The organism is Streptomyces sp. NPDC002463, from assembly GCF_042889835.1.
GTDB classification, from domain to species: Bacteria; Actinomycetota; Actinomycetes; order Streptomycetales; family Streptomycetaceae; genus Streptomyces; species Streptomyces nymphaeiformis.
This window is the reverse complement of record NZ_JBIARL010000011.1, coordinates 211,115-227,840: the sequence shown is the minus strand read 5'-3', so window position 1 is coordinate 227,840 and position 16,726 is coordinate 211,115. Positions and strand designations below refer to the sequence as shown.

Here is a 16,726-nt window from a genome sequence, read left to right as displayed (position 1 = left end):
CGCGAGTCTCATCGGGCACGGCACTCCCGTGTCCGATCTTCTCGTGGGGGTTCACCTTGCAGTTCCGCACCACCGGCAGCCGTCTCGCTCTGGCCGTCACGGTCGTCCTCGCCGCCACCGCCCTGGGCGCCGGCACCCTGGCCACCGCCCCGGCCGCCTTCGCGGCCACGTCGGCGACGGCCTCCGCCGACCAGGCCACCGCCGCTCCCGTCTTCCCCGAGGGCTCCACGCTCGGGGGCATGGGCGCCACCGGTCTCCTCAGCTGGTCCTTCGACCAGTCGTACAACAGGACCCTGCTCTGGACGCCGTACGACGGCGGGAAGTCCCACCGGATCCAGGAGCCCGAGGACGGCGGCTTCGCCATGTCCGGCGGCGACGTCGTCGTCCTCGGCGACGCGAGCTGGACCGTCCAGATGCGCAAGCTCACCCTGCGGAACATGGCCGACCCGTTCGCCGCGGGCGTCGACATCGACCTCGCCGCGCTGAAGGGCAACTACGTCGCCGTACTGAGCCCGACGAGCGTCCTCGCGCAGATCACGCACGACGACGGCACGGCGGAGCTGCACGTCGTGACCAAGAACGGCACCACGACGACCAGCCGGAAGATCGCCGGGCTGCCCGCCGACGCCACCGAGTTCACCGGCTCGACGGTCAAGGACGGCCACATCCTCGTCGGGTACGCGACCGGCCCGGCGGACGCGCGGACCGGCGGCCGGGCGCTGATCGACCTGGCCACCGAGACCGCGACCGAGACCTACGCCTCCGTCGAGTCCGGGTACGACTTCACCAGCCTGATGTTCTCCGGCTCGCACGTCGCCTGGCTCGACTACGCGGCCGGCACCGGCCTGTACGTGACGTCCGTCGACCGCACGACGCACAAGGTCGAGAAGACCGTCATCGGCTCCCGCCAGACCCCCTGGTACTACGAGCTCGTGGGCGGCTCGCTGGTCTACGGCAACGAGTCGACCCCTGCCAAGGCCGTCTCCCTCGCCACCGGCGCGGTCACCGACCTCGGTGTCACGGCGTCGGCCTCGGCCGCCTCGGCGGACGGCAGCGCGGTGCTCCAGGGCAGCCGGGCCGCCGACGGCAGTGGCCTGTTCCGTGTCGCGGCCGCCGCGGACGGCACCCCGGTCGTCACCAAGCTCGCCGCGACGGGGACGCCGGAGGTGTGGGAGCCGCTGTCGATCCAGCAGGTCCACGTCCCCGACGCGGTCGACCTCGACCAGACCGGCGGCAAGGTGACCCTGGGCTGGACGCTGTCGCGGGCCGACGCCGTCGTGGACGTCACCCTCACGCACACCGCCACCGGCAAGGAGTTCACCAAGCGCCTGACCGCCCCCGCGAGCGGCACCCGGTTCTCCTTCGACTGGGACGGCGTCATCGCCGGCCTGGACGCGCCGAACGGCACGTACGCCGTCGAGGCCGAGGCGACGCCGGTCGACGGCACCGGCGAGCCGGCCTCCCAGGGCTGGCTCATGAACGTCACCCGGACGGCCGACCCGCACGACTACACGAACAACGGCTCCACCGACGTCCTCGCCCGGGACGCCGCCGGCGTGCTGTGGCGCGACGACCTGCGGGACCGCCCGGTGAACGGCCAGGTCAAGCCCGCGCTGCGGACGAAGATCGGCGGCGGCTGGAACACCTACAAGCAGATCGAGTCCGTCGGAAACGTCGGCGGCGCCGCCACCGGCGACCTGATCGCGGTCGACACGGCCGGCGTGCAGTGGCTCTACCTCGGCAAGGGCGACGGCACCTTCGCCACCCGGGTGAAGGTCGGCACGGGCTGGCAGATCTACAACAAGATCGCCGGCGGTTCGGACCTCGACGGCGACGGCCGTGCCGACCTGGTGGCCACGGACGGCGCCGGCACCCTGTGGTTCTACAAGGGCACGGGCAACTACGCGAAGCCGTACGCGGCCCGTGTGAGCCGCGGCGGCAGCTGGCAGGGCTACAACCAGCTCACCGCCGTCGGGAACATCGCCGGCTCGGCCGCCGGTGACCTGATCGCCCGCGACACCTCCGGCGTCCTCTGGCTCTACCAGGGCAACGGCACCGGCGGCTTCTCGCTCCGCGTGCGGATCGGCGGCGGCTGGGGCGCCTTCTCCCAGCTCGTCGGCGCCGGCGACCTCGACAACGACGGCCGCCCGGACCTGATCGCGTACGGCTCCGGCGGCACCTACGTCTACCGTTCGACGGGCGTCGCCACCGCCCCCTTCAGCCGTCAGACGACGTCGCTGTACGCGGGCGAGGGCAGCAAGTTCAACAGCGTCCTCTGAAGGCTGCCCTAGTCCTCAAGGGGGACCCGGAAGGATCCGCATCCAGCGGGACGACCGGGTCCCCCGCCGCCCGTACGGTTTCGGTGTGACCCAGACACAGTCCCCCGAGACGAGCCGCAGCCCCGAGTTCCGCCTGGTGCAGGTGGCGCTCGGCGGGCTGCGCCAGGAACTCTTCCACGACGCCTTCGCCTACCGGCCGCTCCCGCGCATGGACGTGAACAGCGGGCCGACGCGGTTCCTGCCGGAGCGGATACGGGCGTACGCCGGTCTGCTGCCGCACGCGGTCGTCGCCTTCGCGGCGCTGATCGTGTTCATGGTCGGCCTCGCGCGCTACAGCGGCGCCATCGGTCCCATCGGGCTCGTGTCCGCCCTCGCGCCGGCCGTGATCGTGCTGCTGACCCTGGTCCGGCCGGTCCTCTCCTTCTGGGCGTCGCTCGGCACGACGCCGTTCATCGGGTACCTCTCCGGCTTCATCACCGGCTGGCCCTGGGCGGCCAACTCGTTCGCCGCCCACCTCGTGGTCCTCGCCGTCGTCGCCGCCCGCACCCGGCCCCGTACCGCCGTGTGGATGTGGGTCGGGACGGCGGGCTACGCGGTCTTCGCCGAGACGTTCCTCGGGATGGGCGGCGGCACCGACGCCATCCCGATGCTGTTCGTCGCCGCCCTCGTCCTCCTCACCGTCACCGTCTTCCAGGTCCGCCGCCAGGCGACCCGCGAGGTCACCGCCCAGCAGACCGTCACCGCGCAGGAGCGTTCGAAGCGGACCCTCCTGGAGGAGCGGACGACCATCGCGCGGGAACTGCACGACGTCGTCGCCCACCACATGTCGGTGGTCGCCATCCAGGCGGAGGCCGCGCCCTACCGCGTGGAGAACCCGCCGCCGGAGCTGGAGCAGGCCTTCCTCACGATCCGGGAGAACGCCGTCGCCGCGCTGACCGAACTGCGCCGCATCCTCGGGGTCGTCCGCGCCGAGGACTACGAGGCGCCCGACGCCCCGCAGCCGACCCTCGCCGACCTGGACGCGCTCGTCGGCAACGTCCGCGAGGCCGGGCTCGACGTGGAGAAGACCGTGACCGGCGCGGTGCGCGAGCTGCCGCAGGGCGTGGAGCTCTCCGCGTACCGGATCGTCCAGGAAGCCCTGTCGAACGTGCTCCGGCACGCGCCGGGCGCGGCGGCGAAGGTCGAGGTCAGCTACGTCCTCGGGGGTCTCGGCCTGCGGGTCGCCAACGGCCCGGCGCGCGGTCTCGTCAAACCGTCCCCCGGGGCAGGGCACGGCATCACCGGTATGCGGGAGCGTGTGACGATGCTCGGCGGGGAGATGACCGCCGAGGCCACCGACGACGGTGGGTACGAGGTGACGGCCTTCGTCCCCGTGAGCCGTGAGGACATCCGTGAGGGGGCCGGACAGTGATCCGCGTACTGATCGTCGACGACCAGATGATGGTCCGCGAGGGCTTCTCCGTGCTGCTCGGCGCGATGCCGGACATCGAGGTCGTCGGCGAGGCCGTCAACGGCCGGGAGGCGATCGCCCAGGTCGCCGCCCTCCGCCCCGATGTCGTCCTCATGGACATCCGGATGCCCGAGCTGAACGGCATCGAGGCCACCCGGGAGATCGTCGCCGCCGACGCGGACGCGAAGGTGCTCGTCCTGACGACCTTCGACCTCGACGAGTACGTGTACCAGGCGCTGCGCGCCGGGGCCTCCGGCTTCCTCCTCAAGGACGCCTCGGCCCGGCAGCTCGCGGACGGCGTCCGGGTGGTCGCGGCCGGCGAGGCGCTGCTCGCGCCGACCGTCACCAAGCGGCTGATCACCGAGTTCGCGAAGGCGCCGAGCGCCACGCGCCCGCCCGCGATGGCGCAGATCGGGGAGCTGACCGAGCGGGAGACGGAGGTCCTCGTCCTCATCGCGCAGGGCCTGTCGAACGCCGAGATCGCCGACCACCTCGTCGTCGCCGAGTCGACGATCAAGACCCACGTCAGCCGGATCCTGGTGAAGCTGGGCCTGCGCGACCGCACGCAGGCGGCGGTCTTCGCGTACGAGGCGGGACTGGTGCGGGTCGGCGGCTGAGGCGCCGGTACGGGGGCGGTGCCCGGGGTCCGGGGGTAGCGTCCGTCCATGGACGCTGTTGACGCTGTGTACGACCCCTGGTCGCCGGAGTTCGTCGCCGATCCCTATCCCGCCTACGCCCGGCTGCGCGCCGCCGGCCGCGCGCACTGGCACGGCCCCACCCGCCAGTGGCTGATCCCGCACTACGAGGACGTGTCGGCGCTCCTCCGGGACCGGCGCCTGGGCCGCACGTACACCCATCGCTTCACGCACGAGGAGTTCGGGCGGACGGCACCGGACGCCGCGTACGAGCCGTTCCACACGCTCAACGACCACGGACTGCTCGATCTGGAGGCGGTCGACCACACGCGGATCCGGCGTCTCGTCTCGAAGGCGTTCACCCCGAGGACCGTGGAGAACCTGGCGCCGACGGTACGGCGCCTGGCCGCCGACCTCGTCGGGGGACTGGTCGCGGACGGCGGCGGCGATCTGCTCGCCCGGGTCGCCGAGCCCCTGCCCGTCGCGGTGATCGCCGAGATGCTCGGCATCCCGGCGGAGGACGAGGAGCGGGGGCGGCTGCGGCCCTGGTCGGCGGCGATCTGCGGGATGTTCGAGCTGAATCCCTCGGAGGAGACGGCGCGGCGGGCGGTCCAGGCCTCGGTCGAGTTCTCGGACTATCTGAGGGAGCTCATCGCGCGGCGGCGGAAGAGCCCGGGGGAGGACCTGATCTCCTCCCTGATCGCGGTCGAGGAACTGACGGAACAGGAGATGATCTCCACCTGCGTCCTGCTCCTGAACGCCGGCCACGAGGCCACCGTGAACACCACGGTCAACGGCTGGTGGACGCTGCTCCGGGAGGGCGTCCGTCCGGATCTCGAAAAGTTGTCCACAGCTGTGGAAGAACTTCTGCGGTACGACACCCCGCTCCAGATGTTCGAGCGCTGGGTCCTCGACGACATCGAGCTCGGCGGCGTCACCCTCCCGCGCGGCTCCGAGGTCGCCCTCCTCTTCGGCTCCGCCAACCGCGACCCCGCCCGCTTCGGCCCCACCGCCGACGTCCTCGACCTCGAACGCGCCGACAACCCGCACATCACCTTCGGCGCCGGCATCCACTACTGCCTCGGCGCACCGCTCGCCCGCCTCGAACTGCACGCCGTCTTCGGCGAGTTGCTGCGACAGGCGCCGGGTCTGAGGCTCGCGGCGGAACCGGTGTGGAGGCCCGGGTACGTCATCCGGGGCTTCGAGGAGCTGCTCGTGGAGGTGTGAGGTCATGACGCCTCCGCCAGGACCTGGCGGAGGCGGGTCGCGTACGCCTCCGGGTGACTGGTGTTGCCGTTGTGCCCGCCGGGGAACTCCACCAGCTCCTCGCCGACGAGCTCGGCCAGGGAGGTCGCGCAGAGGTGGTCGAAGACGGTGCGCGGGGTGGTCCGGCCGGCGGCGGGGACGATGCGCGTGCCGGAGTGCGCCAGCGCGGTGGGGTCCAGCGCGGTGGGGTCCAGTGTGTCGTGGACGATCGCGGTGAAGTCGTGGCGGATGAAGTGGTCGAAGTTGGCGACGCGCCGGGCGTTCATCGGCTGGGGCGTCAGGCCCGGCTCGGCATCGGCGCGGGCCGGGTCTATGCCCAGGGTCCGGGCGATCTCCGGCAGCGCGGCGGAGAGGCCGTCCCGGCGGTACAGCTCCTGGAGGGCGGTGAGCTCCCGCTCGTGGTGGGCGCGCTCCCGCGCGGGCAGCAGGCGCGGGGCGACCGGCTCGTGGGCGACGAGCATCCGGATCAGTCCGGGGTGACGCACGGCGGTGTGCAGTCCGACGACGGCTCCCAGGCTGCAGCCGAGCATCAGGGCGGGCGTGTCCGTGAGGGCGGTGAGGAGGCGGTGGACGTCGTCGGCGTGCTCGACCAGCGTCACCCCCCGCTCGGGTGCGTCGAGCCGGCTGCGGGAGAGGCCGCGACGGTCGTAGGTGATCACGCGGTAGGAGTCGGTGAGCCGGCGGACGAGGTCGGCGCTCCGGTCGGCGTCGCCCTCGCCGCTCTGCGAGATCAGCAGCGTCGGGCCGGTACCCCGGACCTGGTAGTGCAGGACCGCCCCGGGAACGTCGAGCGTGCCCTCGGTCATGGTCGCGGCCGCCGTGGTCATGGTCGTGGTGCCGGTCATGGTTCTCCCCCTCCGCGTGCGGCGGGCGTTGCGCCCTCCGTCTCTCCTCGACGTTATTCCATCCAACTCGATACATCAACCCCGATGCATCGAGATGGATGAATCGAATCGGATGTAGTTTGGCGGGGTGAATGGAGCCGAACTGTTCCTGCTGGGCCGCGTCCTGATGAAGCTCGGTGAGGAGTCGCTGCCCGAGCCCCCCGGCGGCGAGGGCCGGTACGCCGGCAGCGCGCGCCTCGTGCTGATCGTCGCCGGTGACATCGCCGCCCACCCCGACAGCGCCGTCGGCGAGATCGCCGCGCGGACCGGTCTGCCGCAGAGCCAGGTGTCCACGGCCGTGGCCCGGTTGAAGGAGGCCGGTTCGGTGCTGGCCGTCCCTGACCCCGCCGACCGGCGCCGGGTGCTCGTGCGCCCGGCCGCGGAGGCGTCCGAGCGTGTGGCGGAGGTGCGGGCCACCCGGATCGAGGGTGCGCTCGCCGCGGCGCTGGGGTCGGACGACCCGCAGCGCCTCCGGGAGGTCACGGAGGCGCTGGAGGTACTGGCCCGCACGCTCATGCCGGCGTCACGGGCCTGAGGCGTACGGGCCGCATCCGGCGTCGCGGGCCTGAGCCGTGCGACGCGGGGTTGAGCTGTGCGACGTGGGCTTGAGCTGTGCGACGTGGGCTTGAGCTGTACGTCGCGGGCCTGAGCTGCGCGGCGCGGGGTTGAACTGTGCGACGCGGGCCTGAGCCGTACGTCGCGGAGCAGTACGGCTCCCGGAGTTCTCAGCTCAGCACGTCCCGGCGCCGCAGCCCCGCGAGCCCCGCCGCCGTCAGGGCGGCTGCCAGGGCCGTCAGGATCAGGACCGGGGTCCAGGCCATCTCCGGGCCCGGCAGCTTCGGCAGGTGGCCGAAGGGGGAGGCGTCGAGGACGGCCTGCGGCAGGCCGAGGGCCGGGCCGATCCAGCCGAGGGCCAGGCAGAGGCCGGCCACGCCCCACGCGGCGGTCGCGGCCTTCGGGGCGGCGCCCCAGAGGAGCACGGCGAGCCCGGCGAGCGTCCACACGGCGGGGAGCTGGACGAGCGCGGCGCCCAGGACGGGGCCGAGCTCGTGCCCGTACGAGAGGGCGAGGCCGAGTCCGGCGAGGACCAGGATCAGGGCCGAGCCGGCGAAGGCGATGACCAGGTGCCCGGCGGCCCAGCGGAGCCGGCCGAGGGCGCCCGCGAGGAGCGGTTCGGCCCGGCCGGAGGTCTCCTCGCCGTGCGGCCGCAGCACGGAGCCGACGGCGTACAGCGCGGCGAGCATCCCGAACAGGGAGACCATGGTGGCGAGGAAGGCGTCGGTCAGCGCGCTCTGGCCGCCCATCCGCTCGAAGATCTCCCGGGCCCGTTCGTTGTCGCCGACGATGTCGGCCGCGCCCTCGACCATCCCGCCGAAGACGAGCCCGCCGAGCAGGAAACCGAGCGACCAGCCGAGGAGCGTGCCGCGCTGGAGCCGCCACGCGAGCGCCCCGGCCGTCGCGAGCCGCCCCTGGGCGGGGCCGGGCCGGGTCGCGAGGAAGCTCGCGCCGACGTCCCGGCGGGCGGTGAGCGCGTACGCGGCGGCCGTCTGGATCAGGACGGCCCCGGCGATGAGGAGCAGCACCCACCAGCGCTCGCCGGCGAAGGCGCGGACGTGTTCGGCCCAGCCGATCGGGGAGACCCAGGTCAGGACCGATTCCCCACCCGCCGTACCCGCGTCGCCGGCCGCCCGCAGCGCGAACGCCAGGCCCAGGACGGCCGCCGACAGGCCCTTCGCGAGCCGGGCGCTCTCCGTGAGCTGTGCGGCGAGCGCGGCCGTGGTCGCGAAGACCATGCCGGTGCCGCCGATCGCCAGACCGAGCGCGAGCGCCCCGGTCGCGCCCTGCCCGGCGAGGCCGGCGGTGACGACGAGGGCGACGGCGGTGTTGAGGGTGAGGGCGGCGAGGAGCGCCGCCGTCAGCGGGGCCCGGCGGCCCACCGCCCCGGCGGACAGCATCTCCTGACGGCCCGTCTCCTCCTCCTCGCGGGTGTGCCGGACCACCACGATCAGGCTCGCGACGGCGGCGAGGACCGCGCCGAAGGTGCCGAAGCGCCAGGCGACGAGCCCGCCGAGGGAGTCGCCGAAGACGGGCCCGTACATCGCGCGCATCGAGCTGTTGGCGGTCATGGAGGCGGCGAGCTCGGCCCGTTCGGCGGCCGTGCCGTACAGGCCCTCCAGGGAGCCGGCGCCGCTCGCGACCATGCCGCCGGTGACGAGCGCCCAGACGGGGAGCATCAGCCGGTCGCGGCGCAGCGCGAGCCGGGTGAGGACGCCGGTTCCGGCGAGGTTCATGACGCCACCTCGTCCGTGTAGTGCCGGAGGAAGAGCTCCTCCAGGGTGGGCGGGGTGGAGGTCAGGGAGCGGACGCCGGAGGCGGTCAGGGAGCGGAGGACGGCGTCGAGCTTGTCGGTGTCCACCTGGAACTTCACGCGGCTGCCCGTCACGTCCAGGCCGTGGACGCCCGGCAGGTGGGCGAGGCCGTTGGGCGGTCCGGCGAGTTCGGCGGTGACGCTGGTGCGGGTCAGGTGCCGCAGCTCCGCGAGCGAACCCGACTCCACCGTCCGGCCCTTGCGGACGATGCTGACCCGGTCGCAGAGCGCCTCGACCTCGCTGAGGATGTGGGAGGACAGCAGTACCGTCCGCCCCTGCTGCCGGGCCTCCTCCACGCAGCTCTGGAAGACCTCCTCCATCAGCGGGTCGAGGCCGCTGGTCGGTTCGTCGAGGACGAGCAGGTCGACGTCGGCGGCGAAGGCGGCGACGAGCGCGACCTTCTGCCGGTTGCCCTTGGAGTAGGTGCGGCCCTTCTTGGTGGGGTCGAGTTCGAAGCGCTCGATCAGCTCGGCGCGCCGGGCCTTGTCGAGCCCCCCGTTCCCGCGCAGCCGTCCGTACAGGTCGATGACCTCGCCGCCGGACAGGTTGCGCCAGAGCGTCACGTCGCCGGGGACGTACGCGATCCGGCGGTGCAGCTCGACGGCGTCCCGCCAGGGGTCGCGGCCGAGGAGCTGGGCGGCGCCGGCGTCGGGCCGCAGCAGGCCCAGGAGGACGCGGATGGTGGTCGACTTGCCGGCGCCGTTGGGGCCGAGGAAACCGTGGACCTCGCCGGTCTCGACGGTGAGGTCGAGGCCGTCGAGGGCGTGGGTGCGCCCGAAGGACTTGTGGAGTCCGACGACGCTGATTGCCTTCGTCATGCTTCAGAACGTACGCTCATTTCACAAACTTGTGAAGTTCAGGAAACGCATGAATCCGCGCTTAGAGTGGGGAACATGACGACGACGCCCAAGGAAACGACCGGGGAAGAGGCGGTCTCCCGCTTCGTCGAGCGGTTCGCGGCCGAGATGACCGCCGCCGGCATGCAGCGGATGGCGAGCCGCGTCTTCGCCGCGCTCCTCGCCTCCGAGACGGCCTCCATGACCTCGGCCGAGCTGGCCGACCAGCTGCGGATCAGCCCGGCCGCCGTCTCCGGCGCGATCCGCTACCTCTCCCAGGTCAGCATGGTCAGCCGCGAGCGCGACCCCGGCACCCGCCGCGAGCGGTACGTCCTCCACAACGAGCTCTGGTACGAGACGTTCACCCGCCGCGACCAGACCCTCACCCGCTGGGAGAAGGTCCTCGACGAGGGCGCCGCGACCCTCGGGACGGACAGCGCGGCGGGCCGCCGCATCGCGGAGACGGCCGAGTTCTTCGCCTTCCTGCACGGCGAGATGGCCGGGATCATGGACCGCTGGCGCGCCCACAAGGACGCGCAGGCTCAGAGGGTCTGAGAGTCCAGCGGCGGGGCGAGCCGCTCCAGGAGCGCGGCGAACTCCGGACGCCCGTCGTCCTCCCAGTACGGCCCCGCCGGCCACAGGGGGCGCCCGCCGATCCACGGCACCACGAGCGGCAAGCGGCCGTCCTCGGTGAAGTCCGGCCAGTGCCAGCCGTGCAGGCGGATCGTGCCGACGGGCAGGGCCGGCAGCCCGCGACGCGGCTCCTTCCGCGGGCCGGGCGGAATCAGCGGGATCACCCCGTCGGGCCGGGCGTGCAGACCGCCGTGCCCCGGGAACGTCACCAGGACGGGCGCGCCGCCCTCGGGGTGGAAGAGCAGGACGTAGCGGCGGAGGCGGGGCGGGTAGGTGGTCGCGGCCCGGGCCATCATCCGTACGGCGGGGCGGCCGGTGGTCAGCAGCTGGTAGCAGGAGTACGCGAGCGCACCGAGGGTCAGCGCGCCCACGGCGTACAGCTTGAACGCGTCCTCCTGTGGCGGCCCGGTCAGCAGGAGCGCGCCCACGGCGGCGCAGAACGCGAGCGCGACCAGCACCCGGGGCACCCCGGCGATCCGCCGCAGGCTCCGCACCCGCCACCACGGCACCTCGCGCACGTCCGCCTCCGGGCGGAGCGCCTTGCCCTGGGGGGTGGCCTGCCGCCGGGCGTGCGAGGCGAGCACGGCGTAGGTCGGCCCGGGGGCGGGGGGCGGCGAGTCGAGGGGCACGGGAGGGCGGTCCATGAGGGCGCCGTCCACGACGACGGGAGGCCGGTCCATGGCTGCGTAGGGGGTGTCGTCGGGGGCGGCGTCGGGGTTGTCGTAGGGGCCGTCATAGGGGGCGGCGTAGATGCGGTCGTAGGGGTCGTGGAGTTCGTCCACCGTGGTGGGCGCGGGCGCGGGCAGCGGTCCCTGTGGCTGCCGAGGCGCCGCCCGCCGCATCAGCCCCTCCGACTCCGCCTGCGCGAGGATCCGCCGCCGCACGCGCTCGCCGCGCAGCGGCTTCGCCCAGATCAGCGGCCCGCCGCCGGGCGGCGTGACGACCCCGCCCACGCGAGGGTCGCCGCACCACCACAGTACGCCGTCCGGTCCTGGCCGCACCTGCTCGTACCGCTGCCGGGTCGCGATCACCGTCAGCGGCCACGCCTCGGCGCCGTCCGGGGCGCGCAGGACGAGGCTCGTCGCGTGTCCGGTCCGGGCGACCGCCGCGGCGGGGTGCGCCGACCAGGTGCCCGCGCCGAGGGCCCGCCGGATCCGCCGCGCGTTGAACCGCGAGCCGGTCCCGAAGACCAGACAGAGGATCCCGAGCGCGAAGAGCCAGGAGGCCGCATCGGAGGCCCATGTGCCGATGACCAGCGCCGAAGCGCCGACGGCCAGGACGAGCGTCACCACCCCCGCGCCGATCAGCCGGCCGGCTCTTCGCCGGTACCGCTCCAGCTCCGCCGCCGTCTTCTCGAAGTCCAGCGCAGACGTCATCGCGGACGTCACCCCACCCGTCATCGCACGTCCCCCACCCACCCGGTCAATGTGCCCCGACCCTAGGCGGCATCCAGGGGCAGCGTCAGCCCCCAGGCCCCCGGCCTGACCGTCCACGTCCGCCGCCGCACCGGCCCCGAGAGGCGGCCGTCGGCGCGGTAGCGGAAGTCGGGGCCCGAGACGGTGAGGGTGCGGGCGGTCGCGTGCCGCGCGGGGGCCGCGAGCGGGCGGACGGTCACCTCCGCCGTACCGCCCGCCGAGCGGACCGACAGGCCCTCCACCGGGGCGTCGACATCGGCGAGCAGCACCCCGTCCGCCTCCACCCGGAGCCGGGTCGCGGCCGCGGCCGGGGGCGCCGGGCGGACCAGCGTACGGACGAGGGAGCGGCAGGTCCCCCAGACGGACGGCGGCGCCTGGGCGAGTGCGGGCATGCCCGGTACCAGGAGGTCGCCGAGGACGACGCCGTCGCTGTCGTCGACGAGCAGGTCGAGGCGGCGGACGGCACCGTGCAGGACCGCGCGGGCCGCCGCCGGCGTGGAGCGCGGCACGCCGAGCGCGTGGGCCACTTCCAGGGCGTCCGGGGGGCCGATGGGGACGAGCGAGAGGGCCCCCTCGGCGAGCTCCCGCTCGCGGTGCAGCAGGGCCACCGTGCGCAGCAGCGCGCGGTCGTCGCCGAGGACGACGGGGCGCCGGGAACCGCGCCTGGCCAGGGCCCGGGAGAATTCCTCGGGGCCGTCCGGCAGGCAGATCTTCGCTTCCGCGCCCGCGGACAGGACATCCTTCGCGATCCGTACGGACTCGCCGTCACTTCGGCGGGCGACCGGGTCGACGATGACCAGCAGCTGGTCGTGATCCGACACCTCGGTCCTTCCTCGGGTAGCATCTTTGTGCAAGAGCCCCTTGCGCTATTGCGCCAGGGGCTTCGTCTATTCCGGGGCACACCGGTGAGGCGGCGTACGCCCCCTGACCTTGGACATGCCCCGCCCGGAAGGGGTGTACGCCTGTGCCCGCACTTGTGCTGCTCGGTGCTCAGTGGGGTGACGAGGGCAAGGGAAAGGCCACCGACCTCCTCGGTGGATCCGTGGACTACGTGGTGCGTTACCAGGGCGGCAACAATGCCGGCCACACGGTCGTCGTCGGCGACCAGAAGTACGCGCTGCATCTCCTCCCTTCCGGAATCCTCTCACCGGGGTGCACCCCGGTGATCGGAAACGGTGTCGTCGTCGACCCGGCGGTCCTGCTCTCCGAGCTGAGCGGACTGAACGAGCGCGGCGTCGACACGTCGAAGCTCCTGATCAGCGGCAACGCCCACCTGATCACCCCGTACAACGTCACGCTCGACAAGGTGACGGAACGGTTCCTCGGCAAGCGCAAGATCGGCACCACGGGCCGCGGCATCGGCCCGACCTACGCCGACAAGATCAACCGCGTCGGCATCCGGGTCCAGGACCTGTACGACGAGTCGATCCTCACCCAGAAGGTCGAGGCGGCGCTGGAGGGCAAGAACCAGCTGCTCGCGAAGCTGTACAACCGCCGCGCGATCGAGGCGGAGCAGATCGTCGAGGAGATGCTCCAGTACGCGGAGCAGATCAAGCCGTTCGTCGCGGACACCACGCTGATCCTCAACAAGGCGCTCGACGACGACAAGGTCGTGCTCTTCGAGGGCGGCCAGGGCACCCTGCTCGACGTCGACCACGGCACGTACCCCTTCGTCACCTCCTCGAACCCGACCGCGGGCGGCGCCTGCACGGGTGCGGGCGTGGGCCCGACGAAGATCAGCCGCGTCATCGGCATCCTCAAGGCGTACACGACCCGTGTCGGCGCCGGCCCGTTCCCGACGGAGCTCTTCGACGCGGACGGCGAGGCGCTGCGCCGCATCGGTGGCGAGCGCGGTGTCACCACCGGCCGTGACCGCCGCTGCGGCTGGTTCGACGCGGTCATCGCCCGCTACGCGACCCGCGTGAACGGCCTGACGGACTTCTTCCTCACCAAGCTCGACGTGCTCACCGGCTGGGAGCAGATCCCGGTCTGCGTCGCGTACGAGATCGACGGCAAGCGCGTCGAGGAGCTGCCGTACTCGCAGACCGACTTCCACCACGCGAAGCCGATCTACGAGATGCTGCCGGGCTGGTCGGAGGACATCACGAAGGCGAAGACCTTCGCGGACCTGCCGAAGAACGCGCAGGCGTACGTGAAGGCGCTGGAGGAGATGTCCGGCGCCCCGATCTCCGCGATCGGCGTCGGCCCCGGCCGCACGGAGACGATCGAGATCAACTCGTTCCTGTAGGAAGCACCCGCAGGCCGCCGCGCGCCGCCCGCGCCTCTACTTCACGAGGCGCAGGCGGCGCGCGCCGTATTCGGACTCGCGGAGGAGCCCCGACGGGTTCTTGGGGTCGGTCTTGTAGATCCAGGCGATGCGGTCCGCCACGCACGCGTACTCCGACGCGGCCTCGTCGAGCACGGACGGAGTGGTGAAGAGGACACCGCCTTCGACGCTCAGCACGCGGGCCGTCGACTCGCAGTGTCTTCCCGCCCCGGTCTGCACGGTTCTCACGGCCGGGTCTCCGAGGGCCCCCGGCCGGATGATCACGACGAGGCCCTGCCCCGTGCTCCACGCGTTCCAGAACTTCGGGGGCACCTCGGGCTTGGGTGCCGGGATCTTCCGTGCGGTCTCGGACAGGGACTCGGTCACCTGCCAGGCGTAGCCGCCGGAGTGATCCGGTTCCAGGCCGAGGGTCACATGGTCCGGAAGCCCGCACTCCTCCGTCGAGGCGCCGGAAGGCGAGCTGCGCGTCACCTGGAACGCCGACATGACGATCGTCGGCTCCGTACGGCTGGTCAGGGCGAGCTCGCCCTGACAGACGGTCGTGCTCGTGGCGGCCACGAAGGTTCCCGCCGGTCTGCCGAGCCGGGTCGAGTTGTGGATGTCCAGCCGCATGAGGAAGGGCTCGTCCCGCTCGTACGACGTCAGGCGCCACACCCCGGAGAACCGCTTGTCCTCCGTCGTCCCGTCCGACGGCAGCGCGAAGGACGGAGCGGGCCCGACTCCCGTGTAGGCGACGGTGGCGGTACCGACGACCAGCGCCGTGAGGAGACGGCCCCCGACACGGAGGAACCTCCGGAATCCGCGCCGCGCCTCGGGCGAGAGCACCGCCATGGGGGCCTTCACGGAGGCTCGCACCGGCGCGGTGACCGGAGACCGCTTCCCGTCGCGCGGGGCCGCCCGCAGGAAGTCCGCCGCGTCCTCGTCCAGGCGGGCCAGGAGGTCCGGGGGGAGCCAGCTGCCGCCGAGGGCCTTGCGGGTGCGGGAGACGACCACGTCCATCGTCGGGCGGTCCGCCGGGTCCTTCGCCAGGCAGTCCTGGACGAGCTCCGCGACCGTCTCCGGGACGCCCGCCACGTCCGGGTCCTCGTAGGCCACGCGGAAGAGGAGGCCGTGGAAGGCCGGGTCGCCGGTGCTGAAGGGGGCGCGGCCCGTCGACGCGTACGCGAGGACCGCGCCCAGCGCGAAGACGTCGCTCGCCGCGGTGACCTCCTCGCCCCGCACCTGTTCCGGCGACATGAACTCGGGCGAGCCGACCAGGACCCCGGTCCGGGTGAGGTCGCTCTCGGAGGAGAGGGCGATCCGCCGGGCGATGCCGAAGTCGATCACGCGGGGTCCGCCCACGGTCAGCAGGATGTTGGCCGGCTTCAGGTCGCGATGGATCAGGCCGGCCCCGTGGATCGCGCGGAGCGCCAGGCCGAGGCGGTGGGCGAGGACGAGCACCGAGGCCGCCGGCAGGGGGCCGAGGCTGCCTTCGACGGCCGCTCGGAGCGAGGGGCCGGGGACGTACTCGGTGGCCACCCAGGGCACGTCGGCCGCGGTGTCGGCGTCGAGGACCCGCGCGGTCCACTCGTCGCCGACGAGCCGCGCCGCCCGTACCTCACGGGCGAAGCGGCGGCGGAACTCCTCGTCCGCCGCCGCCTCGGACCGTACGAGCTTGACCGCCACCGTTCGTCCGTCAGGCGCCTCGGCGCGGTAGACGACGCCCATGCCGCCGGCGCCGAGGCGGCCGACGAGACGGTAGGGCCCTATGAACGCCGGTTCTTCCGCACGGAGTTGGTCCATCGGCGGATCCTCGCACAGACCGTCAGCAGTCCAGCTTCGTGTCCCGGCCGACCTTGTCCCAGGCGGTCAGGTCCGCGCGGACCTGGTCCAGGTGGGCGTGGACGGCGTCGATCGAGTCGTCGCCGAGGGCCAGCCTCAACGGCGTCTCGTCCGCGTTCAGGGCCGTGAGGACCGCGGCCGCGGCCTTCGCCGGGTCGCCCGCCTGGGTGCCGGCGCCGGTCTCGACGTAGGCGCGGGTGGCGCCGACCGTGTCGGCGTAGTCGGCGACGGTGTCGGTGCTGAGGCTCTTGCCGTTGCCGAAGAGCGAGGTGCGGAAGGCGCCGGGCTCGACGATCAGGACCTTGATGCCGAGCGGGCCGACCTCGGCGGCCAGCGCCTCCGACATGCCCTCCAGGGCGAACTTGGTCGCGCTGTACGCCCCGAAGCCGGCCATCGACATCTGGCCGCCGACGCTGCTGAGCTGCACGATCGCGCCGGAGCGGCGGGCCCGCATGTGGGGCAGGACGGCGCGGGTGAGGGCGGCGGGGCCGAAGACGTGGACGTCGAAGAGGGAGCGCAGGTCCTCGTCGGAGGTCTCCTCGACCGAGCCGACGTGGGTGCGGCCCGCGTTGTTGACGAGGACGTCGACGCGGCCGTGGCGCTCGACGAGCGCGGTGACGACCCGGTCGACGGCGGCCGTGTCGGTGACGTCCAGGGCGACCGGGTCGACCTGGTCGGGGTGGGCGGCGACCAGGTCGTCCAGGCTCTCGGTGCGTCGGGCCGCGGCGACGACGACGTCGCCCGCGGCGATCGCCGCCTCGGCGAAGGCGCGTCCGAAGCCGCTGTTGGCGCCGGTGATCAGCCAGACCTTGCTCATGTTCGTGTTCCCCTCGTGGGTGCCGCCGTCCGGC

Annotated in this window: 14 protein-coding genes; 7 read left to right on the top strand and 7 right to left on the bottom strand. The window is 73.0% G+C overall.

All coding sequences use genetic code 11. From position 1 onward, the window contains the following. Nucleotides 1–56: 56 nt before the first annotated feature. The 4 genes from ACFYX3_RS23380 to ACFYX3_RS23365 all read left to right on the top strand — a co-directional run bounded on the left by ACFYX3_RS23380 (nt 57) and on the right by ACFYX3_RS23365 (nt 5,591). Nucleotides 57–2,279 carry an FG-GAP repeat domain-containing protein gene (locus ACFYX3_RS23380; RefSeq protein ID WP_389016437.1) on the top strand — a complete coding sequence of 741 codons (2,223 nt, stop codon included), beginning with the start codon at nt 57–59 and terminating at the stop codon, nt 2,277–2,279. An 85-nt stretch (nt 2,280–2,364) separates the two neighbouring features. Then, entirely contained in the window at nt 2,365–3,690 is a 1,326-nt protein-coding gene (locus ACFYX3_RS23375) for a histidine kinase (RefSeq protein ID WP_389016434.1), read from the top strand. Further along, nucleotides 3,687–4,346: a response regulator transcription factor gene (locus ACFYX3_RS23370; protein ID WP_352027152.1), complete on the top strand. Its 660-nt coding sequence runs from the start codon at nt 3,687–3,689 to the stop codon at nt 4,344–4,346. Before ACFYX3_RS23375 ends, ACFYX3_RS23370 begins: the two co-directional genes overlap by 4 nt. 48 nt (nt 4,347–4,394) lie before the next feature. After that, on the top strand, nt 4,395–5,591 hold the full coding sequence (locus tag ACFYX3_RS23365; RefSeq protein ID WP_376581914.1) for a cytochrome P450: 1,197 nt from the start codon (nt 4,395–4,397) through the stop codon (nt 5,589–5,591). A gap of 2 nt (nt 5,592–5,593) precedes the next feature. Here the strand turns inward: ACFYX3_RS23365 and ACFYX3_RS23360 are convergent, their stop codons facing one another. Further along, nucleotides 5,594–6,475, bottom strand: coding sequence for an alpha/beta fold hydrolase (locus tag ACFYX3_RS23360; RefSeq protein ID WP_389016429.1), 882 nt, complete (start codon nt 6,473–6,475; stop codon nt 5,594–5,596). A 166-nt stretch (nt 6,476–6,641) separates the two neighbouring features. Here ACFYX3_RS23360 and ACFYX3_RS23355 point away from each other — a divergent pair, with 166 nt between their 5' ends. Next, entirely contained in the window at nt 6,642–7,049 is a 408-nt protein-coding gene (locus ACFYX3_RS23355) for a MarR family winged helix-turn-helix transcriptional regulator (RefSeq protein WP_376582076.1), read from the top strand. A gap of 190 nt (nt 7,050–7,239) precedes the next feature. On the opposite strand, the gene ACFYX3_RS23350 is transcribed toward ACFYX3_RS23355, so the two are convergent. Further along, nucleotides 7,240–8,805: an ABC transporter permease gene (locus ACFYX3_RS23350; RefSeq protein WP_389016425.1), complete on the bottom strand. Its 1,566-nt coding sequence runs from the start codon at nt 8,803–8,805 to the stop codon at nt 7,240–7,242. Then, the gene (locus tag ACFYX3_RS23345; protein WP_389016422.1) at nt 8,802–9,701 is read right to left on the bottom strand and encodes an ATP-binding cassette domain-containing protein; all 900 of its coding nucleotides are present in this window, start codon (nt 9,699–9,701) and stop codon (nt 8,802–8,804) included. Before ACFYX3_RS23345 ends, ACFYX3_RS23350 begins: the two co-directional genes overlap by 4 nt. Before the next feature lie 75 nt (nt 9,702–9,776). On the opposite strand from ACFYX3_RS23345, the gene ACFYX3_RS23340 reads away from it, so the two are divergent. Next, on the top strand, nt 9,777–10,274 hold the full coding sequence (locus ACFYX3_RS23340; protein WP_389016419.1) for a GbsR/MarR family transcriptional regulator: 498 nt from the start codon (nt 9,777–9,779) through the stop codon (nt 10,272–10,274). Here ACFYX3_RS23340 and ACFYX3_RS23335 read toward each other — a convergent pair. Both ACFYX3_RS23335 and ACFYX3_RS23330 read right to left on the bottom strand, forming a co-directional pair. Next, the gene (locus ACFYX3_RS23335) at nt 10,262–11,728 is read right to left on the bottom strand and encodes a hypothetical protein (protein WP_389016416.1); all 1,467 of its coding nucleotides are present in this window, start codon (nt 11,726–11,728) and stop codon (nt 10,262–10,264) included. The two genes, ACFYX3_RS23340 and ACFYX3_RS23335, sit on opposite strands and share 13 nt — an antisense overlap. Before the next feature lie 62 nt (nt 11,729–11,790). After that, a complete protein-coding gene (locus ACFYX3_RS23330; protein ID WP_389016413.1) occupies nt 11,791–12,621 on the bottom strand; it encodes a diacylglycerol kinase in 831 nt (276 codons plus the stop codon). Nucleotides 12,622–12,731: 110 nt separating this feature from the next. On the opposite strand from ACFYX3_RS23330, the gene ACFYX3_RS23325 reads away from it, so the two are divergent. Beyond that, on the top strand, nt 12,732–14,015 hold the full coding sequence (locus ACFYX3_RS23325) for an adenylosuccinate synthase (RefSeq protein ID WP_361168912.1): 1,284 nt from the start codon (nt 12,732–12,734) through the stop codon (nt 14,013–14,015). A 36-nt stretch (nt 14,016–14,051) separates the two neighbouring features. Here ACFYX3_RS23325 and ACFYX3_RS23320 read toward each other — a convergent pair whose 3' ends face one another. Both ACFYX3_RS23320 and ACFYX3_RS23315 read right to left on the bottom strand, forming a co-directional pair. Then, nucleotides 14,052–15,836: a serine/threonine-protein kinase gene (locus tag ACFYX3_RS23320; RefSeq protein WP_389016408.1), complete on the bottom strand. Its 1,785-nt coding sequence runs from the start codon at nt 15,834–15,836 to the stop codon at nt 14,052–14,054. Between the two features lie 22 nt (nt 15,837–15,858). Beyond that, on the bottom strand, nt 15,859–16,692 hold the full coding sequence (locus ACFYX3_RS23315) for an oxidoreductase (protein ID WP_389016705.1): 834 nt from the start codon (nt 16,690–16,692) through the stop codon (nt 15,859–15,861). Nucleotides 16,693–16,726 lie beyond the last annotated feature (34 nt).